The sequence below is a fragment of the Streptomyces sp. TRM70350 genome (assembly GCF_019219825.1).
In the GTDB taxonomy this organism is placed as follows: Bacteria; Actinomycetota; Actinomycetes; order Streptomycetales; family Streptomycetaceae; genus Streptomyces.
Genome location: NZ_JAHUXH010000003.1, coordinates 404,968 through 428,488 on the forward strand (window position 1 = coordinate 404,968; position 23,521 = coordinate 428,488).

A 23,521-nucleotide genomic window follows, 5' to 3' on the forward strand; every position below is an offset into this window, starting at 1 on the left:
GGGGCCCCGACGCGTTGTCACGCGGCCAGGTAAAGCACGTTTCCCGGTTGCGTCAACGCTTGATGTGAGGCTGTTTCCCATGTTCGATCCGGTCATAGCGCCCAGCGGTACGCTGCTCGGCCTGCTTCAGCGGGGCCGCGGCGACGGTACGCTGCACGCGCTCACCGCCCCCCGTGCCGAGGCGCTCGCGGCCCTGAACCACTGTGTGCTGCGCGACCCCCGCCACGACTGGCAGGTGGAGAACCGCTCCCTGTACTACGCCCGCCTCTACCTCGACCTGAACGGCGAGCTGGACGCGATCGAGGCGCATCTCTTCGATCCCGAGGACATCGTCGACACCGACGAGTCCCGCACCGGGCTCGCCCTCGCCGTCCTCGGCCACCTCGCCTCCTACGGCAGGCGCGACGCGCTCGCCCTGCTGCGCAGGTACGCCGCCCACGGCTCCAACTGGGCCTGGGCCCTGGACGAACTCGCCCTGCGCGACGACGACGCCGGGCTGCGCGCCCTGGCCGCGCCCGTGCTGGCCCGCTTCCCGGCCGACGCCGCGGGCGAGGCCGAGCTGGCCGCCGCCGTGCGGGACGCCTTCGAACCGAGGCCCTGGCGGCTGTGGGCCGAGGATCCGCGCGAATCCATCGGCACGCGCGTGCGTGCCGCCCGGGAGGCCGGTTGCTTCGACCGCTGGCAGCGGCAGATGCGCCCCACCGGGCCCCGTCCGGGGTGGAGCGTGCAGGCCGTGTTCGAGTGGGCCCAGCAGGGCGTCGAACGCGGCGTGGCGCTGTATGTCCCGGCCGCCCGCTGTCTCACGGCCGTGGCCGGACCCGAGGACCGGCCCGAGATCGTCCAGGCCGCCCAGGACGGCACCGAGGGCGCCCGCTGCACCGCGCTGCGCTATCTCGCCGACAACAACGACCCCGCCGCCCTCGACCTGATCGAGGCGGCCGTCGTCACCGGCCCCGCGCCGGTCGTGGAGGCCGCCGTCGACGCCTTCGAACGGATGCGCAGTGTGGCCGCCGTGGACCGGGCGCGTGGCTGGGCCCGCCGCCCCGATCCGCTGGGCGCCGCCGCCGGGCGCATGCTCGCCTGCCGGGGCGGTGCCAAGGACAGCGACCTGGTCCTCGGCGCGCTACGGGAGGCCGTGCGGGGCGAAGGACCCGACGCGCCGACCCTGTGGACCCTCGTCGACGGCGCCGGACGGCTCGGCATCGGCTGCGCCGCACCGGTTTTGCGCCATGTCTACCGCGAGACCGCCTCGTCCCATCTGCGTGGCAGGGCCGCCCGCGCCCTCGCCGCCACCGATTCCTCCTTCCCGTCCGGGTTCGCCGTCGAGTGCCTCTGGGACTGCGAGGAGACCACCCGGGAACTGGCCGCCCGGCACGCCGAGACCGGAGACACCCGCGTCGTCGAGCAACTGCGCCGGCTCGCCTCCGACCCCGCCGAGGAGGCGGAGGTCCAGACGGCGGTCCGCAGCCGGATCGGCCCCGACGCCATGTGAACGCCGCCCCGACCCACCCGCCGGGTGACAGGGCAGACGAGTACCCGTTGGGTGAACGGCGGGTGACCCGTGGGCCAGAGGAGCGTGGCCGCGGGCCGACGTGCGCGGGTGGGCAGCGCAACGCTCATGGATCGTTCCCCGTTCGGAAAGATCGACGTTGACGCGGCCACGTCCAGCGTGGCGACAACAGCCCTATGCGTGTCGTCATCGTGACCGAATCCTTTCCCCCCGATGTGAACGGCGTGGCCCACTGCGCGCTCCAGACCGCCCGACACCTCGTCGATCGCGGTCACGCTCCCCTCGTCGTCGCACCGGCTCCCGCTCCCGGCCACAAGGCAGGTGCTCTCGCGCCGTGCCCCGTCGTCCACATCCCGTCCCTTCCGCTCCCGGGCTATCCCCAGGTCCGTGTCGCCCTGCCCAGCCGGCGCCTCGCCGCCGCGCTGCTCACGCACCAGCCCGACATCGTGCACCTGGCCAGCCCCTTCATCCTCGGGGTCCGCGGCATGGCCGCCGCCGCCCGGCTCGGTATCCCCGCCGTCGCCGTCTACCAGACCGACCTGGCCGGATACGCCCGCACCTATGTGGGCGCCGGTGAGGCCGCGGCCTGGCGGCGCATCCGCTCCGTGCACGCCGCCGCCGACCGCACCCTCGCCCCCTCCAGCGCCTCCCAGGGCGACCTGGAGGCCCACGGCGTGCCCCGGGTGCACCTGTGGCGGCGCGGCGTCGACACCGTGCGCTTCCGCCCCGACCTGCGGGACGGCGCGCTGCGCCGGGAACTCGCCCCGAACGGCGAGCTGATCGTCGGCTATGTCGGGCGGCTCGCGCCCGAGAAGCACGTCGAGCTGCTCTCCGGCGTCTGCGCTCTGCCCGGCGTGCGCGTGGTCGTCGTCGGTGACGGGCCGAGCCAGCCGGGCCTGGTCGAGGCGCTGCCCGGCGCCGTCTTCCTGGGCCGCCGCACCGGCGACGAACTCGCCCGGATCTTCGCCTCGCTGGACGTCTTCGCGCACACCGGCCCCTTCGAGACCTTCTGCCAGACCGTGCAGGAGGCCATGGCCAGCGGTGTCCCCGTGGTCGCGCCCGCCGCCGGCGGCCCCAAGGACCTGGTCGACCACGGCCGCACCGGCTTCCTCGTACCGCCGCGCGACGCGGAGGCCGTCCGGGACGCCGTCGCTGCCCTGGCCGCAGATCCCGCGCTGCGCGCCGCCTTCGGGACCACCGCCCGCGCCACCGTCGAGGGCCGCACCTGGGCCGCCGTCGGCGACCAGCTCATCGCGCACTACGAGGCCGTCCTCGACGCGCGCAGGCCGGCGGTGGCGGCATGAACACCTCCCTGCGCATCGTCCGGCTGGCGAACTTCGTCGCCCCCGCCTCCGGCGGCCTGCGCACCGCGCTGCGCGAACTGGGCAAGGGCTTCAAGGTCGCGGGCCACGACCCCGTCCTGATCGTGCCGGGCGAGAAGTACAGCGACCGGGACACCGAGCAGGGCCGGGTGGTCACCCTGCCCGGACCGGTGCTGCCCGGCACCGGCGGCTACCGCGTGCTCATCGACAAGCGCCGCGTCGCCGCCCTGCTGGAGGAGCTCGGCCCGGACCGCCTGGAGGTCTCCGACCGTACGACCCTGAGGTGGACCGGAAAGTGGGCCCGCCGTGCCCGGGTGCCCGCGGTGATGGTCTCCCACGAGACCGCCGACGGCGTGCTGCGCACATGGGGCCTGTCGGAGAACCTCTCCCGGCGCGCCGCCGACGCCCTCAACGTCCGCACGGCCCACACCTACTCCAAGGTCGTGTGCACCACCGAGTTCGCCGAGCGGGAGTTCGTCCGGATCGGCGCCCGCAACGTCGTACGGGCGCCCCTGGGCGTCGACCTGATGAACCGGCGCCCCACCCTGCGCGACGCGGCGCTGCGCGACGTACACGCGCGTGCGGACGAGAAGCTGCTGGTGATGTGCTCCCGGCTGTCCGTGGAGAAGCGGCCCGGCACCGCGCTGGACGCACTGGAGTCGCTGCGCCAGCGCGGTGTGCGCGCGGTGCTCGTGGTGGCCGGAAACGGGCCGCTGCGCGCGGGCCTGGAGAAGCGGGCGCAGGAGCGCGACCTGCCGGTGACCTTCCTGGGGCACGTCGCCGACCGCAGCCTGCTCGGCGCGTTGCAGGCCACCGCCGACGTGTGCCTGGCGCCCGGGCCGGCCGAGACGTTCGGGCTCGCCGCGCTGGAGGCCATGGCCTGCGGCACGCCCGTCGTGGCGAGCGCGTCCTCCGCGCTGCCGGAGGTGATCGGATCCGCCGGGGCCACCGCGGCGGACAACGGGGACGCCTTCGCGGACGCCGTGGAGAGGCTCCTCGACCGTCCCGAGCGCGAACGCCGGGAGGCCGCACGCGCGCGTGCGGAGTGCTTCGGCTGGGGTACGGCGGTGGACGCCTTCCTCGCCGCGCACGACGCGGCGGTGCCGAAGCGCCCCTTCGCCCGTGCGGAGGGCGCGGCATGAGAGCCGTCCGTTACGTCGCCCTCGGGGACTCGCTGACGGAGGGGGTGGGCGATCCCGTGGGGAATGGGTGGCGCGGCTGGGCCGCGCTGCTCGCCGGCGGCCTGTCCGAACCGCCCGCCGCATTCACCAACCTCGCGGTCAGCGGGGCCCAGACCCGCGACGTGCTGGAGTCCCAGCTGCCCGCCGCGCTGGCCCTGCGACCGGACGTCGCGTCCGTCCTCGTGGGCGTCAACGACACGCTGCGCCGCACGTTCGACATCCACCACATCACCGAACGCCTCGACAAGGTGTACGCGGCCTTCACCCGGCAGGGCACCGCCGTCCTCACCGCCTGCCTGCCCGACCCGGGCGCGATGCTGGGGCTGCCCGGGGTGCTCGCCAACCCCTTGGCCCGGCGGCAGCGCGCGGTGAACACCGTGGTCCACGCGCTCTCCGAGCGGTACGGGGCCCTGCACCTGCACGCCGCCGAAGGCGACTGGGTCGACGACCGGGCCATGTGGAGCGCGGACCGGCTGCACCCCGGGGAGCGTGGGCACCGGCAGCTGGCCATCCGGTTCCACGAGCTGCTGTCGGACGCCGGGATCGCGACGGGCACCGCGCCCGCCTCCGAGCCCGAGTTCCCGCCGCCCACCAGGTCGGCGAGCCTGGTGTGGCTGGCCACGGCGGGCACCGCCTGGGTGCTGCGCCGGTGCAACGACCTGCTGCCCCAGCTGCTGCGCCTCGCGGCGGTCGAGATGCGGCACCGCGCGCGCGGCACCAGCGCCCGGCTCGACCTGCGGGCGGCGCACGCCGTGTCGACGGCGCTGGCGGCGCTGTCGGTGCCGGAGCCGCAGCAGCGCTCGGGCCCGGGGAAGCTCGTTCTGCCGGAGGGGCTGTCCATGCCCGCCCAGCGCTCGGCGCCGGAGCAGCGCCCGGTGCCGGAGCAGCAGCCGGAGCCGGAGGCGGCGTAGGGCTGAGGTGCTCGACGGGGCTCAACGGCGGTGTGTCAACGGCGGTGTGTCAACGGCGGCGTACCGCCACGAAGCGGACCGGTGTCCCCGGTACCGCCTGCGCGGCCGCCGGGAGGTCCGCGGCGCGGACGACCGCGAGGACCGGGTAGCCGCCGGTGGTCGGGTGGTCGGCGAGGAAGACGACCGGACGGCCGTCGGGCGGGACCTGGACCGCGCCCAGGACCACGCCCTCGCTGGGGAGTTCCCCCGCGCGGGCCCGCTCCAGGGAGGGTCCCTCCGTGCGCAGCCCGATGCGGTTGCCGGCGGCGGACACGCGGTAGGTGCGGGAGGTGAACGTCCGTACGGCATCGGGCGTGAACCAGTCGTCGCGGGGCCCGAGCGTCACCCGCAGGACCAGCTCGGCCGGGGGCGCGGGCTGCGGGGCGACGTCCACGCGCGCGTGAGGGCCGACGACACGCCCCAAGGAGAGCACCGCGCCGTCCGTGAGCGGCGGCGGGCCGAGCCCCGACAGCAGGTCGGTGGAGCGGCTGCCGAGCACCGGCTCGACGGCGATGCCGCCGGAGACGGCCACATAGCTTCGTACCCCGCGGACCGCCGCGCCGACGTCCAGGACCGCTCCGGCGGGCACCCGGACCGGAGCGCCCCAGGCGACCGGGCGGGCGTCGACCGTGACCCGGCAGGGCGCGCCCGCGACCGCCACGGTGACCGTGGAACGGGGTCGTACCGCGCACCCGTTGAGGGTGGTCTCCAGGACGGCCGCCCCGGGCGGATTGCCGACCAGCCGGTTGGCGAGCGCCGCCGCGGGCGCGTCGAGCGCCCCGGAGCGCGGCACGCCGAGGTGGGCGTGCCCGGGACGCCCCTGGTCCTGCACGGTGGTCAGCCCCCCGGCCCGGACGACGGCGAGCGCACGGTCCGTCATGAGCGCCCCACCGGGCCCCGGCCGTCGGTGCGTGCCGTGTCCGGACGATCGGCGCCCACTGGGCTCTGGCCGTCGGTGCCCACCGGAACGAACCGCACGCGCGTGCCCGGCGACAGCAGCGCGGCCGGCACGCGCGCGTGGTCCCACAGCACCGCGTCCGTGCTGCCGATCAGCTGCCAGCCGCCCGGCGACGTGTGCGGGTACACGCCGGTGTACGGCCCGGCCAGCGCCACCGAACCCGCCGGGACCGCGGTCCGCGGCGTGGCGCGGCGCGGGACGTCGTACTGGGGCGGCAGCCCGGTGAGGTAGCCGAAGCCGGGGGCGAACCCGCAGAAGGCGACCCGGAACTCGGTGCCGGCGTGGATGCGGGCCACGTCCTGCTCGGTCACGCCCCACAGGGCGGCGACGTCCGCCAGGTCCGGGCCGTCGTAGCGCACCGGGAGGTCGACGACCTCACCCGCGCGCGGGGGAGCGGGTGGCACGTCGGCGGCGGTCAGTTCGGAAGCCAGACGGACCGGGTCGGTCAGGCCGTCGAGGAGGACCGTACGGGCCGCGGGCACGATCTCGCGGACCGCGATCGAGCCCTCCGCGCGGCGGCGCAGCAACTCCGCGTGCAGCGCCTGCGCCTCGTCGCCGGAGGACACCTCGACGAGCAGGGCGCTGTCGCCGACCGGCAGCACCCTCATGCGAAGGCCTCCACCCGGACACCGGCCTCTTCGAGCCGCCGCCGGACCCGCCGGGCCAGCTCCACCGCGCCGGGCGTGTCCCCGTGCAGACACAGGGAACGCGCGCGTACGTCGATCTGGGCCCCGGAGTGGGCGACGACCGTCCCGGAGCGGGCCAGGCTCACCGACCGTTCCACCACGGCCTCGGGGTCGGTCACGACGGCGCCCTCCCGGCCGCGCGGCACGAGGGTGCCCTCGTCGGTGTACGCGCGGTCCGCGAACGCCTCCGTCACGGCCGGGAGGCCCGCCTTGGCGGCCAGCTCCAGCAGCCGTGAGCCGGGCAGCCCCAGCACGGGCAGCGAGCCGCCGGCGAGGAGCACGCCGTCGACGACCGCACCGGCCTGCTCCTCGTCGTGCACCACACGGTTGTACAGGGCTCCGTGCGGCTTGACGTACGCCACCCGGGCCCCGGCCGCGCGGGCGAAGACCTCCAGGGCGCCGATCTGGTAGGCCACCTCGGCCGCCAGTTCGGCGGGCGGCACGTCCATCGCGCGCCGCCCGAACCCGGCCAGGTCCCGGTAGGAGACCTGCGCGCCGATCGTCACCCCGCGCGCGGCAGCCAGCTCGCACACCCGCCGCATGGTGGCCGCGTCCCCGGCGTGGAAGCCGCAGGCCACGTTGGCGCTGGTGACGACGGACAGCAACTCCTCGTCGTCGGTCAGCCGCCAGCGGCCGAAGCCCTCGCCGAGGTCGGCGTTGAGATCGATCGCGGTCATGGGTCCCCTTCGCTGAATCAGGCCACGCGGTACTGCTCGTCGCGGGCGTCGGTGAGGAACATCTGGCCCGGCGCGTGGGTGATGGCGAACGGCGGGCGGGAGGCCATCACCGCCGCCTGCGGGGTCACCCCGCAGGCCCAGAACACCGGGATGTCGTCCGGTTCGGCGGCCACCGGATCGCCGAAGTCCGGCCGGGCGAGGTCGCCGATGCCGAGCGCCGACGGATCACCGCAGTGCACGGGGCTGCCGTGCACCGCCGGAAGCAGACTGCTCTCCCGGATAGCCGCCGCCAGACGCGCGGGCGGCACCGGGCGCATGGACACCACCATCGGCCCGTGCAGCCGCCCCGCCGGACGGCACTGACGGCTCGTGACGTACATCGGCACGTTCCGTCCCTGCTCGATATGGCGCAGCGGTACACCCGCCTCGGCGAGCGCCCACTCGAAGGTGAAGCTGCAGCCGATCAGGAACGACACCAGGTCGTCCCGCCAGTGCCCGAGCACGTCCGTCGGCTCGTCCACCAACGCGCCGTCCCGCCACACCCGGTAGCGCGGCAGATCGGTGCGCAGATCCGCCCCGGCGGCGAGCACGGTCGTCCAGGAACCGGCGTCCGTGACGTCCAGCACCGGGCAGGGCTTGGGGTTGCGCTGGCAGAACAGCAGCATGTCGTAGGCCCAGTCGGCGGGCACCGCGATCAGGTTGACCTGGGTGCGGCCCGCCGCGACCCCGGCCGTGGGGCCGGTCAGTCCCGCGCGGAAGCGGGCCCGTGCCGTCTCCGGGGTCCACGCGTGCGCGTGCGGGTCGACGAGGGGCAGGGGGCGGTCGTCGGTGCGGTTCATACCAGCTCCTTCCCCCGGGTCTCGGGCAGCCCCAGCAGGGCCAGCGCCGCGAGACCGTAGCCCACCGCGCCGAAGACCAGTGCGCCGCCCACACCCCAACTGTCCGCCAGGAAGCCGACGGTGGTGGGGAAGACCGCGCCGACGGCTCGACCGGTGTTGTACGTGAACCCCTGCCCCGTACCGCGCACGGCGGTCGGGTACAGCTCGCTCAGGAACGACCCGAAGCCGCTGAAGATGGCCGACATGCAGAAGCCGAGCGGGAAACCCAGCACCAGCACGAGGGTGTTGGCGCCGCTGGGGATGTTCGCGTACGCCAGGATGCAGATCGCCGACAGCAGGGCGAACAACCAGATGTTGCGCCGCCGGCCCAGCCGGTCGGTGAGGTAACCGCCCGTCAGGTAGCCGATGAAGGCGCCGGAGATCAGGAACGTCAGATAGCCACCGGTGCCGACGACGGACAGGTCACGCTCCGTCTTCAGGTACGTCGGCACCCAGGTCGCCAGCGTGTAGTAGCCGCCCTGGACGCCGGTCGAGAGCAGCACGGCGAAGAGCGTGGTGCGCAGCAGGCCCGGCGTGTCGGCCGTACCCGGCTTGAAAATGACGGCAAATGACCCCTTTTGCGGGCTCCTCTCCCGTGCCGCGACCGCCTCGGGGGCGTCGTGCACGCGGCGCCGCATCCAGATGACCAGCAGTGCGGGCAGGGCGCCGGTCCAGAACATCACCCGCCAGGCCAGGTCCTCGTCGAGGAACGAGAAGACCAGCGTGTACACGATCGCGGCGAGGGCCCAGCCGACGGCCCACGAGCTCTGGATCACCCCCAGGGTGCGGCCCCGGTGCTTGGCGCTCGCGTACTCGGCGACCAGGATCGCGCCGACCGCCCACTCGCCGCCGAAGCCCAGGCCCTGCAGGGCCCGGAAGACCAGCAGCGTCTCGTAGTTGGGCGCGAAGCCGCAGGCCACGGTGAAGACGGCGTACGTGATGACCGTGATCATCAGCGCCTTGACCCGGCCGATCCGGTCCGCCAGCACGCCCGCGAGGGCGCCGCCGATCGCGGACACGACGAGCGTGACGGTGGTCAACAGGCCGGTCTGGCCGCTGTCCAGGCCGAAGTAGGCGGCCAGCGCCACCATGCTCAGCGGGAGCGTGAAGTAGTCGTACGAGTCGAGCGCATAGCCGCCGAAGGCGCCCGCGAAGGCGCGGCGGCCGCGCGGGCCGAGGGCGCGCAGCCAGCCGAACGCGCCGTCGCCGTCGGCCTGTTCACCCTTTCCCGGGCGAGCGTCGGTGGTCAGGGCCTGCGGTGGAGGGGTCGTGCTCATGTGCACCTCGCAGTGGGAGGACGGAGGGTGCTGCGGACTGAGCCGTGCCGTGCGGAAGCTTGGCGGTGCCGCGGTGAGGGAGGGGCGGCGCCGTTCGTAGCAAGGTAGAGGATCGTTGAACGATCCCTCAATACTCATGTTGTTTCGTTCTTGTATCTGCGATTGAATTCCGGGCATGGCAGAGCAGCTGACGGGACTGGCCGACGACCGGGCCCTGCTGGGGCGCACCAGCACCGCCGAGCGGGTCTCGGACATCCTCAGGAGCCGGATCGCCGAGGGGTACTTCCCGCCCGGGACGCGGCTGTCGGAGGACAGCATCGGCGGGGCGCTCGGCGTCTCCCGCAACACCCTGCGCGAGGCGTTCCGGCTGCTCACCCACGAACGGCTGCTGGTGCACGAGCTGAACCGGGGTGTCTTCGTCCGGGTCCTGGCCGTGGAGGACGTCGAGGACATCTACCGCACCCGGCGCCTGGTCGAGTGCGCCGTCGTCCGGGGGCTCGGCGAGCCGCCGTACGCGCTCGACGCCCTCGCGTCGGCCGTGACGGAAGGGCAGCGGGCGGCGGTCGAGCACGACTGGAAAGGTCTGGGCACGGCCAACATCCACTTCCACCGCGAGCTGGTCGCCCTCGCCGGCAGCGAACGCACCGACGAGCTGATGCGCAGCGTCTTCGCCGAACTGCGGCTCGCCTTCCATGTGGTGGACGACCCGCGGCGGCTGCACGAGCCGTACCTCACCCGCAACCGCCAGATCCTCCAGGCCCTTCAGGCGGGGGACAGAGGCGAGGCGGAGCGGCTGCTGGAGGTGTATCTCGACGACTCGCTGAGGCGGGTCGTGGAGGTCTACCGGCGGCGGGTCGGCGACGACGCGTAGGACGCCGTCGGGCCTCGGTGTGACCGTCGTGACGTGGGGTGGCATCTGCGTCGTTTGGGTCGTTGTCAGACCGAGGACCTAATCTGTGCACCGTGACTTCGCCTGCATCGACGGACAGTGTTCCGCCCCAGTTCAGCGCGGGGCCGCGCCCCGCCCTGGGTCCGGCCGCCGACGAGGGACTGGCGCGGCGGCTGCGCGCGCTCGCCTGCACCGCGCCGTTGCACGACCTCGACGCGCGCAAGGCCAACCTCGCGGGTGAGTACTCGGTCTACGGCATGGCGGAGGTCGCCCTCGCGGCGATCGACCTCGTCACCCTGAACATGGACTTCGACACCGGTGCCGACCACGACCAGGTCGTGGCCCGGCTCGTCCCGCGCATCGCGGCGCAGGCCCCCCAGCGTCCGGCCGCCGAGCACGAGCGGGTCGCGCGCTGGGTGCTGGAGAACCTCATCAACGTCGGCAGCGTGGACCGTGGATTCCGGGCGGTTTACGGCACGTTCGCACCGGATGGGACATATGTCCGGCGGGACTACGACTTCAAGCTGATCGAGGAGGTGCCGGGACCCGGCGGCAGCGTCTACCTCCGCACGACCGACGAGGCGGTGAACGTCCTCGTCGGCGCCCTCGACACCGATGTCACCAGCGCCCAGATCGCCGCCGAGGTCAAGCTTGAGGTCCTGATCAACCGCGGTCGGCTCGCGGACGCCCAACTGGCGGCCGAGCAGGCCCGCTACCGGACCGTGCAGTACTCGGAGACGCTCCGCCGGGCCCTGGAGGCCACCCGGCGCAACGTCCGCGCGGTGGACTGGCTCAGCACCGTGCCCGACATGATCGCCGAGGCGCTGGACCACGTCGCCGACCGGTACCGGCACGAGAACGCCATCCTCACCAACATCCGCAAGGCGCGCGACGAGTCCGAGGACCCCGAGCACAAGCGGCGGGCCGCCGAGCTGGTCGACATCGTCAAGGACTGCATCCGGCGCCACACACAGTTGCAGTCGCGACTGCTGGAGGCCGGGCCGCTGTTCCGCGCAGAACAGGACCGGCAGGCCTTCGCGACGCCGATGTCCATGGCGGGGATAGATCTGTACGGGCACCTGGTGGCGCCCGTGCTGCCGCTGCCGCTTCAGCAGGCGATCCGTGTCACGGACGCCTTCTTCGCGCGCGGGACCGGACTGCGCACGCCGGTGTCCGTCCGGGTCGGGGACCTGGTCGACATACTGCTGACCCCGCCGGTGGAGCGGGAGCACCTCGGGGCGGAGATGCCGGAGCCGGATCTGATCGCCACGCCGGACGACAGCCGGTTCAGCGAGGAGCAGTTGGCCGCGGCGAACGCGCTGCTGGACCTGCCGCCGGACGCGCCACGGCGCCTGTCGGGCCTGCTGGCCGAGGCCCGTCGGATCGATCCCGACCTGCCGTATCTGGTGGCGTTGATGGCGGTCCACGCGGCGAGTCCGCCGGTGGGGACGGCCTATCGGCAGGGAGAGGAGAAGCTGTTGTTCTCCGTGGACGACGGGACGGAGCTCGACGATCCCGAGTTCGGCGGGGCCGACCTGATCGTCGGCACGGCACTGCTGGACGCGGCGGGAATGACGGCGGACCGGACGGAGCCCGCGTGATGATGTCTGAGGAGTTGCAGTCGTGAGCGAGCACGTTGAGCCGGAGCGCGCCGGGACGCCGGGGAGCGCCGCCGTCACCCCCGCCGACGCCGCCGACGCGGCTCGGCTCGTCGCGTTCGGATTGCAGCCCAAGCTGCTGCCCGCGCGCGATCAGGAGTACGCCGATCTGCTGCGGCGCTACCGGGAGGACCCGGCGTTCGCGCGGCTCGCGGACGCCGTGGCCGCCGGGCTGGGCCTGATCGTGCTGGAGGTGTCCCCGCGCGCGGGGATGGCCGTGACCGCCGCCGAGGACTCCGTGTTCGCCGTCCGGATGGGCGACTACGCGCGGCGTACGGCCGCCGACTCCGGCGACCGGTTCCTGCACGGGCTCGCGCATCTCGCCGTCGCCGCCATGGCGTTCCCGCGCCCCGAGGACCTCGCCGACGACGGGTACATCGGCCGCGTGACGGTCAACGGCGTCGACGCCTTCGTCCGGCAGGCCTGCCGACGGCTGGAGGAGCGGGCCGCCGAGCAGGGGGAGAACACCGACCCCGCGACCGACGCGCCCGGGCTGGAGGCCGCCTGGCGGATCTGGGTGAGACGCAGCGCCACCGGTGCCACCAAGGACGCGCGCCGCCTCGCCGGGTCCACGACCGGCATCGTCGGCAAGGCCGTGGCCTTCCTCACCGACTCCGGGTTCCTGCAGCGGACGGGGGACGACAACGGCGGCACCTATCGGACGACCGCCCGCTACCAGCTCCAGGTGCGGGACATGGCCGGAAGCGCGGCCATGGCCGAGCTGCTGGAGCTGGGGGTCGTCCCGGTGACCGACGGCACGCCGACGCTGCTGCCCCCGGAGGACGGCGACGACCTGGAGCTGGTGGCCGACGCCGGACTGCCGTTCCACTCCGCCTGAAGCCGCACCCCGCGCCTGAACTTCCCTGACCTGCCGAAGACTTACGAGAGTCCGCCATGTACGAGCTGTCCCGGGTCCGCCTCTACTCCATCGGGCCCGCCGGTGCACGCTACGCCGACACCGTGCTTGACCTGCGCGGTGTCGGCGAGCCCGTGCCCGATCCCGCGCCGACGCAGGCGGAGTTCTTCGAGGAGGAGCCGGTCGGCCCGCCGCGCCGGCCCGCGCCCGCCGGGGTGCTCTTCCTGGAGAACGGCGGCGGCAAGTCCGTGCTGCTCAAGCTGATCTTCTCGGTGATGCTGCCGGGACACCGCAACACGCTCGGCGGCGCCAGCTCCGGTGTGCTGCGCAAGTTCCTGCTCGCGGACGACTGCGGGCATGTCGCGCTGGAGTGGCAGCACGTGCTGACCGGCGAGTGCGTCGTCGTCGGCAAGGTGAGCGAGTGGCGCGGGCGTCAGGTCTCCAACGACCCGCGGAAGTTCGCCGAGGCCTGGTACTCCTTCCGGCCCGGCCCCGGGCTGACCCTGGACAACCTGCCCGTCGCCGAGTCCACCGCCGTCCGGCCGCCCGTGGAGGGCCAGTCGGGCGCGCAGGGGCGGCGGCGCACCATGAAGGGCTTCCGGGACGCGCTCACCGAGGCGGGCAAGGCGTATCCGCACCTCGAAGTGCACTGGGAGGAGATCCACGAGCGCTGGACCGAGCACCTCGGCGACCTCGGCCTCGACCCCGAACTCTTCCGCTACCAGCGGGAGATGAACGCCGACGAGGGTGAGGCCGCCGGTCTCTTCGCGGTGAAGAAGGACTCCGACTTCACCGACCTGCTGCTGCGCGCGGTCACCGACACCCGGGACACCGACGGGCTCGCCGACCTCGTCAGCGGCTTCGGGAACAAGCTGGGGCGGCGCGCCGAGCTCATCGCCGAACGCGACTTCACCGCCGGGTCGGTCGACCTGCTCGGGCGGATCGTGGAGGCCGCCGAGGCACGGGCACGCGCGCGGGACATCCACGCCGGGGCCGAGCGGCGGACGCGCGCGCTGGCCCGGCGGCTGTCCGCGCGCGGAGCCCAGGAGCGCGTGCGAGCCGCCGACCTCGCCCAGCGGGTCACGGCCGCCGCCTACGCCGTGACCCACGCCGAGTCCGCGCGCCGGCGCAGCGCCCTGATCGCCGCCGAACTCGCCTACCGGCACGCCTCGTTGGCGCTCGCCGCGGCCGAGAAGTCGGCGGCCGCGCAGAAGCGTGAGCTGGCCGACGCACGCACCCTGCACGCGGCCTGGCAGGCCGCCGAGGCCGTACTGCGGCACCGCGCCGCCGCCGACCGGGTCGGGCGCGTGGCCGCCGCGATCCAGGAGGCCGAACGGGACGCGGCTCCCGCGCTCGCCGCGCGGACCAAGGCCGCCGTGGACCTCGTACGGGCCCTGCACGCGGCCGCGGAGCGCGCCGAGACGCTCGCGAACGAGGAGGAGGCGCGGTCCGCCGGACTCCAGGAGGTCAGCGACTCCGCGTACCGGGACTCCACCACCGCGGCCACCGAGGCGCAGCGGGCCCGCAGCGAGGCCGGGCACCTGCGGCAGCGCCTCACCGAGGTCCAGCAGGAGACCGCCGAGGCGGTGCGCGCGGGCTGGCTCGACGACAGCGCCCCCGACGCCGACCCGGCCCGAGCCGCCCTCGCCGCCAGCGACGCGGAGAAGTCGGCGGTGGCCGCCTGGGACACGGCCCGTGAGGCGTCCCACCGGGCGAGCGAGCAGGCGCGCGAGGCGGCGTCCGCCGAGTCCCGGGCCGAACTGACGGCGGCCCGCGCGGCGGACGCGGCGACCGCGGCGGAGCGGGCGTACGACGCCGAGCGGCGGACCGCCGAGGCGCTGGCGGCGGAGGAACGGCTGGCGGAGCTGCTCAGCCTGCCAGTTGCCTCCGGCGCAGCGGCGTCCGGTGGCGTGCCCGGGCCGCGAGCGGGTGCCGACGGCACGAGCGGAGCCGGGTCCGGACGACCCGGCTCCGGGGATGCTGTGCCCGTCGCCGGGTCCGGCCGGGGCGGTGCCTCGGCGGCGGACGCGGCCGACGGCGCGGCCGGGCGAGGAGCGGGCGCGGACTCCGCATCCCGGTCGCTCCGCCCGCGTCATGGCACCTCCAGGACCCCGCGCGCTGTCGCCGAAGGCCCCCTCACCCCCGAGGAACTCGACCGCTTCGCCGACGAACTGCGCGAGCTGCTCGACGACGCCGTCTCCTCGGCCGAGCGTCAGCTTTTCGAGCTGCGCACCGCCGCCGCCGACGACGCCCGCATCCTGGGCGCGCTCGGTGACGGGGGCCTGCTGCCGCCCGGCCCGGACGTGCTGGCGACCGTGGAGTTCCTCGGCGAGCACGGCATCCCGGCCCTGCCCGGCTGGCGCTACCTCGCGCAGGCCGTCGCCCCCGCCGACCACGCGCGCGTACTGGCCGCCCGGCCCGAGCTGGTGGACGGCGTCATCATCACCGACCCGGCCTCGCACGCACGCGCGCGGGAGGCGCTCAGCGACGCAGCCCTGCTGCCCCGGTCCGCCGTGGCCGTCGGCACGGCCGCCGCCCTGCTCGCGCCCACCCCGGCCCCGGAGGCGGAAAGCGGCGCGGACGTCTTCCTCGTACCGCCGAACCCGGCCATGCACGACGAGCACGCCGCCGACGAGGAACGGCAGGCGCTGCGCGCGCGGGCGACCGAGCGGGACGAGGAGATCCGCACCCTCGCGGCCCGGCTCGGCAAGGACCGCGAGCTGGCTGCGCGGCTCGCCTCGTGGCGCACCGGCTGTCCGGCCGGGCGGCTGGTGGAGCTGGCGCACACCGCGCGGGAGGCGCGCGCGTTCGCCGAGGACGCCGAGGCCGAGCTGGCCGAGGCGCGGACCGTGCGGGCCGAGGCCGAGGAAGCCGCCGCCGAGGCCGCGCAGGTGCGTGAGGAGCGGCAGGAGGCCGCGCAGAAGGCCCGGCGCTCCGCCGACGCCCTCGCCGGGCTCGCCTTCCGGCTGCGCGAACGCGCCGGCTGGCAGGTCAAGCTGCGGGAACTCGCCGACGAGGCCACCGAGTCCGAGGCTCTCGCCCAGGCCTGCCTGGAACGGGCCCGCGCCGCCGACGAGGACCGGCGCGCCGCCCAGCGCGCCGCCGACGACGCCCGCCGCACCGCGCGTGCGCTGCGCGCCGAGCGCTCCGAGATCGCCGGCGCCCCCGACGACGTACCCGAAGACGACACGGACGCGCCCAAGGCGTCCCTGCCCGCCCTGCGGGAGGCGTACCGGGCGGCCTCCCAGGTGTACGAGAAGGTCGGCGTCGGCGCCGATCTGCGGGCCGAACAGGCGCGGGCGGAGAGCGACGAGAGCGCGGCCCGCGCGGAGCTGGACCGGCTGAGCAACAAGGTCCGTACGCGCGCGGAGCAGCTGCTGCAGTTCCCCGACGGGGCCGACGGGCCGTCCCGGCAGGCCGCCGCCGCGCGCGCGGAGGAGCTGGTGCAGCTGCTGGAGACCCGGATGTCCAGCGCGAGCGAGCAGCTCGGCCGGCTGCGCGGCGAGGCCGAACGGCACGCGCCCGAGGAGGGCGACGCGCACACCGAGCTGCCCGAGGAACTCCAGCCGCGCGACGCCGAGCACGCCCAGGCGCTGCTGCGCACGGCGACCGCCGAACTCGCGTCCCGCACCGAGGCGTTGACCCAGGCCCGCGAGGCGCACGCCGAGCTGCTCGACGCGCACCGCGCCGCCGAGGACGCGGCGAGCGGCTTCGACGAGATCGCCGCGCTGCTGCGCGACCTGCTGCGCGAGCACGCCGCGGAGGAGGAGCACGAGGCGCCGGAGCCGTATCCGGGCAGCCTGGAGGACGCCCGGCAGTCCGCCGCCGAAGCCCGCCGCTCGCTGCGCGGCTGCGCCGCGGACCTGTCCGCCGCCGAGGCCGCCGTGCGCGAGGCGAGCGACATTCTCGTACGGCACGCCAACTCCACCCGCTACGAGCAGGTACGCACCCCCGCCCGCCAGCAGATCCGCGAGCTTCCCGCGTCCGCGCTGCCCGAGCACGCGCAGAAATGGGCCGACGCCTTCGCGCCCCGGCTTCGGGTCCTCACCGATGAGTTGGCGCAGCTGGAGCGCAACCGGGACTCGATCGTGGACCGGCTCCGCGGGCTCGTCGAGTCGGCTTTGGCCACGCTCCGGTCCGCCCAGCGGCTCTCCCGTCTTCCGGAAGGCCTCGGCGAGTGGTCCGGGCAGGAGTTCCTGCGGATCCGCTTCGAGGAACCCGACCAGGCCACCCTCACCGAACGGCTCGGCGAGGTCGTCGACGAGGCGACCCGGGCCGCCGTCAAGAAGAACTCCGACCTGCGCCGCGACGGCATGTCCCTGCTGCTGCGCGGCGTGGCCGCCGCCCTTCAGCCCAAGGGCGTGGCCGTGGAGATCCTCAAGCCGGACGCCGTGCTGCGCGCCGAGCGCGTCCCCGTCGGGCAGATGGGCGACGTGTTCTCCGGCGGCCAGCTGCTCACCGCGGCCATCGCCCTGTACTGCACGATGGCCGCGCTCCGCTCCAACGACCGGGGCCGCGCCAAGCACCGGCACGCCGGCACCCTCTTCCTCGACAACCCCATCGGCCGCGCCAACGCGACGTACCTGCTGGAACTCCAGCGGGCGGTGTCGGACGCGCTGGGCGTGCAGCTCCTGTACACCACGGGCCTGTTCGACACGACCGCTCTGGCCGAGTTCCCGCTGGTCATCCGCCTGCGCAACGACGCCGACCTGCGGGCGGGCCTGAAGTACATCAGCGTGGAGGAACACCTGAGGCCGGGGTTGCCGCAGCAGCCCCAGGCCGGGGAGGCGGTGCACAGCGAGATCACGGCGACCCGGTTGTTCAAACGGCCGACACCGACAGCGCCCTGAGGGGCGCGGGGCGGTATCGATGCACCACGACGTCGAAGCCCAGCTCGCGCAGATGCGCGGCGGGCCGGACGGCCGGACAGCATCAGCAGCTTCGGCGAGCGTGGTCGGACACCGTACGGTCGATGGTCTCCGGGGTGGTGACCTCGCCCTTGCGGAAGAAGGCGACCTTGGCGCCGAGGCCGGGGCCGTCGATGGCGAGGAAGCCGTACACCTGGAGCCCCTTGGCGTCCTCTCAGGTGTAGATGGGATGGCGCTCCGGGAGGAAGGGCTCGATGCCGCCCTTCGGCTCCAACCAGTACATGACCTGCCGCTCGATCGTGAACGGCACCCGAAGGCCGGTGAGCAGCCGCGGCGCCCACGCGCTCGGGCAGATCACCAGCTGCCCGGCCGTGTAGGTGTTCTCGGTCTCGACGCTCGCCCTGCACGACGGGGTCCCGTGTGACGACGGCTGCGTGACATCACTGCCGCACGTCGTCGCCGTCGGCGACGTCGCCCGGGTCGGCGGCTCCCGCGCCGAGCACTTGACCTCCGTGACGCAGCAGCCCCGCGTCGCCGTGGCCAACCTGCTCGCCGGGCGCACCGTCGAGACCGTGCGCTCCGTGCCGTACTTCTGGTCCGATCAGTACGGCGTACGTATCCAGTTCGCCGGTCACCGCCAGCACGGCGACACGGTGCGGATCGCCGAGGGGGGAACGCCACCGCACCGGACGGCGGCGGCTTCCGGGCGCTCTACGAGCGGGAGGGACGCACGACTGCCGTACTCGCGGTGGACCGTACACGGCCGTTCATGCGCGTACGACGTGAACTCGCACGCGGGGCGGGGAGGGTGGGGGTTTCCTCGGAGAGCTCTTGAGCGCGTGACCTGTACCACCTTGGCCGGTCGGCCCAGCACGACCGGTCCAGCCCAACCGGCTCAGGAATGCGACAACTGCCCAGCCCCGCCCTGCCCACGTATCCGCTCCTGTGCCCGCTCGGCGGCCCGTGCTTGCCGTCGGGCCCGGCGGCGTTCGCGGCGCAGCGCCCGCGCGGTGCTGCTCGGCACCGACACCACGCCGTTGCGCTGGTTCCACACCTGACGTGTCACCCACACGTCGAGCACACTCCATGTGGCCACCACGGTGCTGGCGATACTGCTGAGCACCATGGGGAAGGCCAGCCAGGACCCGGCCAGGGTGCACAGGAACGCCACCATCGCCTGTATCAACGTCACGGCGATGATGAGCACCGCCCGCACCGCCGCCGTCCGCACCGGATCCGGCAGCCGCCGCCGCTTCGCGGGCTCCTCGATCCACAACGGCCGGTAAAAGGGCCGCTCTTGGGACGCCTCCGGCTCAAAGGACCGTGCGGCGCCCTCGTTTGCTGCCGCCACTGCGGACCCAGAGTCCTCCTTGTTCTCTTCAGTCCCTGAGTGCCCGTCCGCCACTGTCAGCCCGCCCACCCGAATGTCACGATCCGGCGCCTCGGCGCCCCGCCGCGCCGTCATGTGTGCGACCGCACCTGTCCCGGGTGCCTCATGCCGCTCCGCCGTGCCCATCACCGTGTCACTCCCCACCGCCAGCAGACCGATCGCCCCAGTCCGAAGACCCGACTCCCCAGTGACTGCCCGGCTTGCGCTGTTTTACGCCGACCGGGTGCAGGATGCGGCTCCTGTGGCCGATTCTGCCCCCATTTCCTGTAGAGAAGGACGAACGGTGCGCCGCGAAGATTCCCAACGGGCGAAAATTTCCGGCCAAACACCCAGACATGCTGACCGGGTCCGGCTTCGCGGGGGTCCCCGGATTCGAGGCGGCAATCTCCCCCAATGACCGGACAACTCCCCATGACCGCCAGGCGTACGGAAGCTCACCTTCCGGAAGTCCCTTCGAGTTACGGGTGCGTCGGTAGTAGGCTCGCGCCGTTTGTTGACGCACATGTGTACCCCCTGCCGGTGGGGGTCGAGCTGGGGGAGGCCATGCGCTTTCGCGGGAAGTCCATCCGCCGGAAGATCGTGGCGCTGCTTCTCGTGCCGTTGCTGTCCCTGAGCGCGATCTGGGCCTTCGCCACGGCACTCACGGGACGCGAAGCAGCCCAGTTGTTCAGCGCGTCGTCCGTCGTCGAGGAAATCGGCTACCCCACCGAGGACACCGTCCGGGTCCTTCAGCAGGAACGCCGCCAGACCCTGGTCTACCTCGCCGACCCCCGGGCCTCCGACGGACTTGCCGCGCTCAGACGCAGCCGCGCCGCCACCGACGAGGCCATCGCCAGGGTCCGTAGCAACGCCGGCAGTCCGGAGGTGCGCGATGCCCTCGACGAGACCTGGGGCGAACGGCTGACCGCCGTCCTCGACGCGTTCGACGGCATCGAGTCCCTGCGCCAGAGTGTGGAGGACGGCACCGTCAACCGCTCCCAGGCGCTCGACCTCTACAACCGCCTGGTCGACCCCTGCTTCGTCCTCCTCGGCGACCTCCATGTCGTCGACAACGTGGAGATGGACACCGAGTACCGCGCGCTTGTCAACGTGGTCCGCGCCCGCGAACTCCTCTCCCGCGAGGACGCGCTCCTCGGCTCCGCCCTGGTCGTCGGCGAACTCTCTCGCGCCGAGATCCGTCACATCTCCGACCTCGTGGCCCAGCGGAACCTCCTCTACGACACCAACCTGCCGCTGCTGCCGAGTTCGGAACGTGAGCGGTACGAGCGCTTCTGGAAGAACGCCGCCACCGCTCCACTGCGTGTCGCCGAGGAGTCCGCCGTGTCTGCGCCCTCGGGTGACGCCGGCGGAGTCTCCGCGCAGACCTGGGACTCCACGGCCGGCAACGTGCTCGATGAACTCGGCACCCTCGACGACGAGGCGGCGGACCGCTACCAGGACCGCGTCCGCCCGATCGCCACCGGCATCATCGTCAAGGCCGTCGTGGCCGGCGTCCTCGGTCTGATTGCCGTCCTGCTCTCGCTCATCGTCTCCATACGCATCGGCCGCGGCCTCGTCCGCGATCTGCGCCAACTCCGCCTGGAGGCTCACGAGGCCTCCGGCGTTCGGCTGCCCAGTGTGATGCGCCGCCTCTCCGCGGGCGAGCAGGTCGACGTGGAGACCGAGGTCCCGCGCCTGGAGTACGACCAGAACGAGATCGGCGAGGTCGGCCAGGCCCTCAACACCCTGCAGCGGGCCGCCGTCGAAGCCGCCGTCAAACAGGCCGAACTCCGCGCCGGCGTCTCCGAGGTCTTCGTGAACCTCGCTCGCCGCAGCCAGGTCCTCCTCCACAAGCAGCTCACGCTGCTCGACGCCATGGAGCGCAGGACCGAGGACACCGAGGAACTCGCCGACCTCTTCCGCCTCGACCACCTCACCACTCGTATGCGTCGGCACGCCGAGGGCCTGGTGATCCTCTCCGGCGCCGCGCCCTCCCGGCAGTGGCGCAAGCCCATCCAGCTCATGGACGTTGTCCGGGCCGCCGTCGCCGAGGTGGAGGACTACGAGCGCATCGAGGTCCGCCGCCTGCCCCGTATCGCCGTCACCGGACCGGCGGTCGCGGACCTCACCCATCTCGTGGCCGAACTCCTGGAGAACGCCACCGTGTTCTCCCCGCCGCACACGGCCGTCCAGGTCCTCGGTGAGCGGGTGGCCAACGGCTTCACCCTGGAGATCCACGACCGCGGCCTCGGCATGGCGGCCGAGGCCCTGCTGGACGCCAACCTCCGACTCGCCGAGACCCCGGAGTTCGAACTCTCCGACACCGACCGGCTCGGGCTGTTCGTGGTGAGCCGGCTCGCCCAGCGGCAGAACGTCCGGGTCTCGCTGCAGCCCTCCCCGTACGGCGGCACCACCGCGGTCGTCTTCATCCCCGACGCGCTGCTGACGGACGACGTGCCCGACACCAACGGCATCGGCTTCCGCCTCGACCGGCCGCGCCCGTCCAAGGAGGCCGAGCTTGAGGAGAGCCGCAGGACCGCGCTCTCCCAGGTGCCGGTGCAACTGCCTGGCCTGCCCGCCGGGTTGCTGGACGGGCCGGTCGAACTGGAGGGCCCCGTCGATCTCGACGCCCTCGACGACTTCCCGGGCGCCCTCGACGGCGAGGAGAGCGAACGTGGCGGGCTGTTCCGCCCGCGCCGCACCCTCACCCGCGCGGACGAGGACACAACGCCCCGCGCCGACGCACGCGGCGGACCTGGCCGTGCCGAAACAGACGATCATGTCAATCCCCCGGTGCCGTTGCCCCGCCGACGCACACCCAAGCTGGTCAGCTCGCACGGCCGCCCGGTCACCGACCAGCGATCCCGGCGCTCGGACACCGAGGACGAGAACGCGACCGGCCCCGCCCCTCGCCGCCCGGACCAGGACCGCACGCCACCTCTCCCGACCCGCCGCCGCGGCAGTTCGGCTCTCGGCCGGAGCTCCGGCCCAGGCCGTCTCAACGAGACGAACGAGTCCACGAACCGCGACTCCGGCGAGCTTTCGCAGCACCCGGGCAAGATCTTGGGCGACGTCTCTGAGGCAAAGGATGACGTCTCCAGGTCAAAGGACCGCGGGGGGCGGCCCGGCCGCCTGGCCGACGACACCGGCGCGCGCCCCCCGTCCACCGGCCCCAGCCCCAGCGACGGCCCCGAGCCTCCGCTCGGCCACCTCGGCGATGGCCCCAAGCCTCCGCTTCGCCCCCTCGGCGATCGCGCCGAGCCGCCGGTCCGCGACCTCGGCCCCGACGATCCCGCCGGGCGGCGCCCCGGCCCCAGGGAACGCGGCTCTGAGGCGTCCGGCACCGGCCCTTTGCCGCGCCGCATCCGCCAGGCCAACCTGGTGCCGCAGCTGAGACAGGACCCCGGCCGCCGGACCGAGGACCGAACGGTGCCCGCAGAACGGGACGCCGACGAGGTCCGCAGCCGCATGGCCTCGCTCCAGCGCGGCTGGCAGCGCGGCCGCCAGGAGAACGCCGCGGGCGACGACGCCCACCCCGGCACAGCACCACAGGGAACGACTAAGGGGGACGGTCGATGACCGCACCGAAGGCGACCGGCCACACCGCGCACGGGAAGTCCGGCGAGCTCAACTGGCTCCTCGACGACCTGGTGGACCGCGTCGCAAGCATCCGCAAGGCCGTCGTGCTCTCCGGCGACGGCCTGGCGACAGGGGTCTCCAAGGACCTCACCCGGGAGGACGGCGAGCACCTTGCCGCCGTCGCCTCCGGGTTCCACAGCCTCGCCAAGGGCGTGGGCCGGCACTTCGACGCTGGAAGCGTCCGGCAGACGGTCGTCGAACTGGACGACGCCTTCCTGTTCGTCACGGCCGCCGGCGACGGCAGTTGCCTCGCGGTCCTGTCGGACGCCGACTCCGACATCGGCCAGGTAGCCTACGAGATGACGCTCCTCGTGAAGCGGGTTGGCGCGCACCTGGGCACCGCTCCGCGCACCGATCTGCCCTCGGGCGGGTAGTGGGATGGCATGAGCGCAGACGGTCAGGCAAGAAGCCACTGGTTCGACGACGAAGCAGGACCGGTCGTCCGCCCCTACGCCATGACGCGAGGCCGCACCAGCCATGCGGCCCAGCACCGCCTCGATCTGATCGCGGTGGTCGTCACGGAACCCCATGTGGACGACCCGGAAGCGGACCCGACCCTGTCCCCGGAGCACGTGGACATCGTCGAGCTGTGCCGTGACGCCCCGCAGTCGGTCGCCGAACTCGCAGCCGAACTCGACCTGCCCATCGGCGTCGTACGGGTCCTCGTCGGTGACCTGACGGACGCGGGACTGGTCCATGTGACACGGCCCGTACCCCCGGCCGAACTGCCGGACGAGAGTATTCTGCGCGACGTGATCAACGGCCTCCGGGCGCTGTGAGCAGCGCGGAAGCGAGGTGGAGAC

The 23,521-nt window shown here is 73.7% G+C and carries 17 protein-coding genes and 2 pseudogenes; 12 read left to right on the top strand and 7 right to left on the bottom strand.

All coding sequences use genetic code 11. From position 1 onward, the window contains the following. Positions 1-79: 79 nt before the first annotated feature. The 4 genes from KWI83_RS07895 to KWI83_RS07910 all read left to right on the top strand — a co-directional run bounded on the left by KWI83_RS07895 (position 80) and on the right by KWI83_RS07910 (position 4,924). Positions 80-1,492, top strand: coding sequence for a HEAT repeat domain-containing protein (locus KWI83_RS07895; RefSeq protein ID WP_218513554.1), 1,413 nt, complete (start codon positions 80-82; stop codon positions 1,490-1,492). A 194-nt stretch (positions 1,493-1,686) separates the two neighbouring features. Then, positions 1,687-2,814, top strand: coding sequence for a glycosyltransferase family 1 protein (locus KWI83_RS07900; RefSeq protein WP_218513555.1), 1,128 nt, complete (start codon positions 1,687-1,689; stop codon positions 2,812-2,814). Continuing rightward, on the top strand, positions 2,811-3,974 hold the full coding sequence (locus tag KWI83_RS07905) for a glycosyltransferase (protein ID WP_218513556.1): 1,164 nt from the start codon (positions 2,811-2,813) through the stop codon (positions 3,972-3,974). The genes KWI83_RS07900 and KWI83_RS07905 overlap by 4 nt, the downstream gene beginning before the upstream one ends. Continuing rightward, positions 3,971-4,924, top strand: coding sequence for an SGNH/GDSL hydrolase family protein (locus tag KWI83_RS07910; RefSeq protein ID WP_218513557.1), 954 nt, complete (start codon positions 3,971-3,973; stop codon positions 4,922-4,924). Before KWI83_RS07905 ends, KWI83_RS07910 begins: the two co-directional genes overlap by 4 nt. Positions 4,925-4,973: 49 nt before the next feature. Here the strand turns inward: KWI83_RS07910 and KWI83_RS07915 are convergent, their stop codons facing one another. From KWI83_RS07915 to KWI83_RS07935, 5 genes are read right to left on the bottom strand one after another with little or no spacing between them, the layout of a single operon-like run. Further along, on the bottom strand, positions 4,974-5,843 hold the full coding sequence (locus tag KWI83_RS07915; protein WP_218513558.1) for a biotin-dependent carboxyltransferase family protein: 870 nt from the start codon (positions 5,841-5,843) through the stop codon (positions 4,974-4,976). Further along, positions 5,840-6,529, bottom strand: a complete 690-nt coding sequence (locus tag KWI83_RS07920) for an allophanate hydrolase subunit 1 (protein ID WP_218513559.1) — start codon at positions 6,527-6,529, stop codon at positions 5,840-5,842. Before KWI83_RS07920 ends, KWI83_RS07915 begins: the two co-directional genes overlap by 4 nt. Next, a complete protein-coding gene (locus KWI83_RS07925; protein WP_218513560.1) occupies positions 6,526-7,284 on the bottom strand; it encodes a LamB/YcsF family protein in 759 nt (252 codons plus the stop codon). The genes KWI83_RS07920 and KWI83_RS07925 overlap by 4 nt, the downstream gene beginning before the upstream one ends. Positions 7,285-7,301: 17 nt before the next feature. Next, positions 7,302-8,123 carry a putative hydro-lyase gene (locus KWI83_RS07930; protein ID WP_218513561.1) on the bottom strand — a complete coding sequence of 274 codons (822 nt, stop codon included), beginning with the start codon at positions 8,121-8,123 and terminating at the stop codon, positions 7,302-7,304. Next, positions 8,120-9,439 carry an MFS transporter gene (locus KWI83_RS07935; RefSeq protein ID WP_218513562.1) on the bottom strand — a complete coding sequence of 440 codons (1,320 nt, stop codon included), beginning with the start codon at positions 9,437-9,439 and terminating at the stop codon, positions 8,120-8,122. Before KWI83_RS07935 ends, KWI83_RS07930 begins: the two co-directional genes overlap by 4 nt. Before the next feature lie 175 nt (positions 9,440-9,614). On the opposite strand from KWI83_RS07935, the gene KWI83_RS07940 reads away from it, so the two are divergent. The 4 genes from KWI83_RS07940 to KWI83_RS07955 all read left to right on the top strand — a co-directional run bounded on the left by KWI83_RS07940 (position 9,615) and on the right by KWI83_RS07955 (position 17,692). Then, complete coding sequence (locus KWI83_RS07940; RefSeq protein ID WP_218513563.1) at positions 9,615-10,310, top strand: GntR family transcriptional regulator; 696 nt, start codon at positions 9,615-9,617, stop codon at positions 10,308-10,310. Between the two features lie 92 nt (positions 10,311-10,402). Further along, positions 10,403-11,929, top strand: a complete 1,527-nt coding sequence (locus tag KWI83_RS07945; protein ID WP_218513564.1) for a hypothetical protein — start codon at positions 10,403-10,405, stop codon at positions 11,927-11,929. Positions 11,930-11,951: 22 nt separating this feature from the next. Beyond that, positions 11,952-12,824 carry a hypothetical protein gene (locus KWI83_RS07950; protein WP_218513565.1) on the top strand — a complete coding sequence of 291 codons (873 nt, stop codon included), beginning with the start codon at positions 11,952-11,954 and terminating at the stop codon, positions 12,822-12,824. A gap of 56 nt (positions 12,825-12,880) precedes the next feature. After that, on the top strand, positions 12,881-17,692 hold the full coding sequence (locus KWI83_RS07955; RefSeq protein ID WP_218513566.1) for a hypothetical protein: 4,812 nt from the start codon (positions 12,881-12,883) through the stop codon (positions 17,690-17,692). Positions 17,693-17,792: 100 nt separating this feature from the next. Here KWI83_RS07955 and KWI83_RS07960 read toward each other — a convergent pair. Continuing rightward, positions 17,793-18,095: pseudogene (locus tag KWI83_RS07960) on the bottom strand (N-methyltryptophan oxidase); the annotation flags it as partial. 4 nt (positions 18,096-18,099) lie between these two features. Here KWI83_RS07960 and KWI83_RS07965 point away from each other — a divergent pair. Beyond that, a pseudogene (locus KWI83_RS07965) lies at positions 18,100-18,545 on the top strand (oxidoreductase C-terminal domain-containing protein); the annotation flags it as partial. Positions 18,546-18,605: 60 nt separating this feature from the next. On the opposite strand, the gene KWI83_RS07970 reads toward KWI83_RS07965, so the two are convergent. Beyond that, entirely contained in the window at positions 18,606-19,226 is a 621-nt protein-coding gene (locus tag KWI83_RS07970; RefSeq protein WP_218513567.1) for a hypothetical protein, read from the bottom strand. Positions 19,227-19,643: 417 nt separating this feature from the next. Between KWI83_RS07970 and KWI83_RS07975 the strand changes: the two genes are divergently transcribed. Genes KWI83_RS07975 through KWI83_RS07985 form a run of 3 tightly spaced genes read left to right on the top strand, consistent with a single transcriptional unit; the run spans position 19,644 to position 23,497 of the window. After that, a complete protein-coding gene (locus tag KWI83_RS07975; protein ID WP_218513600.1) occupies positions 19,644-22,658 on the top strand; it encodes a nitrate- and nitrite sensing domain-containing protein in 3,015 nt (1,004 codons plus the stop codon). Beyond that, positions 22,655-23,092: a roadblock/LC7 domain-containing protein gene (locus tag KWI83_RS07980; RefSeq protein WP_218513568.1), complete on the top strand. Its 438-nt coding sequence runs from the start codon at positions 22,655-22,657 to the stop codon at positions 23,090-23,092. Before KWI83_RS07975 ends, KWI83_RS07980 begins: the two co-directional genes overlap by 4 nt. Before the next feature lie 9 nt (positions 23,093-23,101). Then, a complete protein-coding gene (locus tag KWI83_RS07985; RefSeq protein ID WP_218513569.1) occupies positions 23,102-23,497 on the top strand; it encodes a DUF742 domain-containing protein in 396 nt (131 codons plus the stop codon). Positions 23,498-23,521 lie beyond the last annotated feature (24 nt).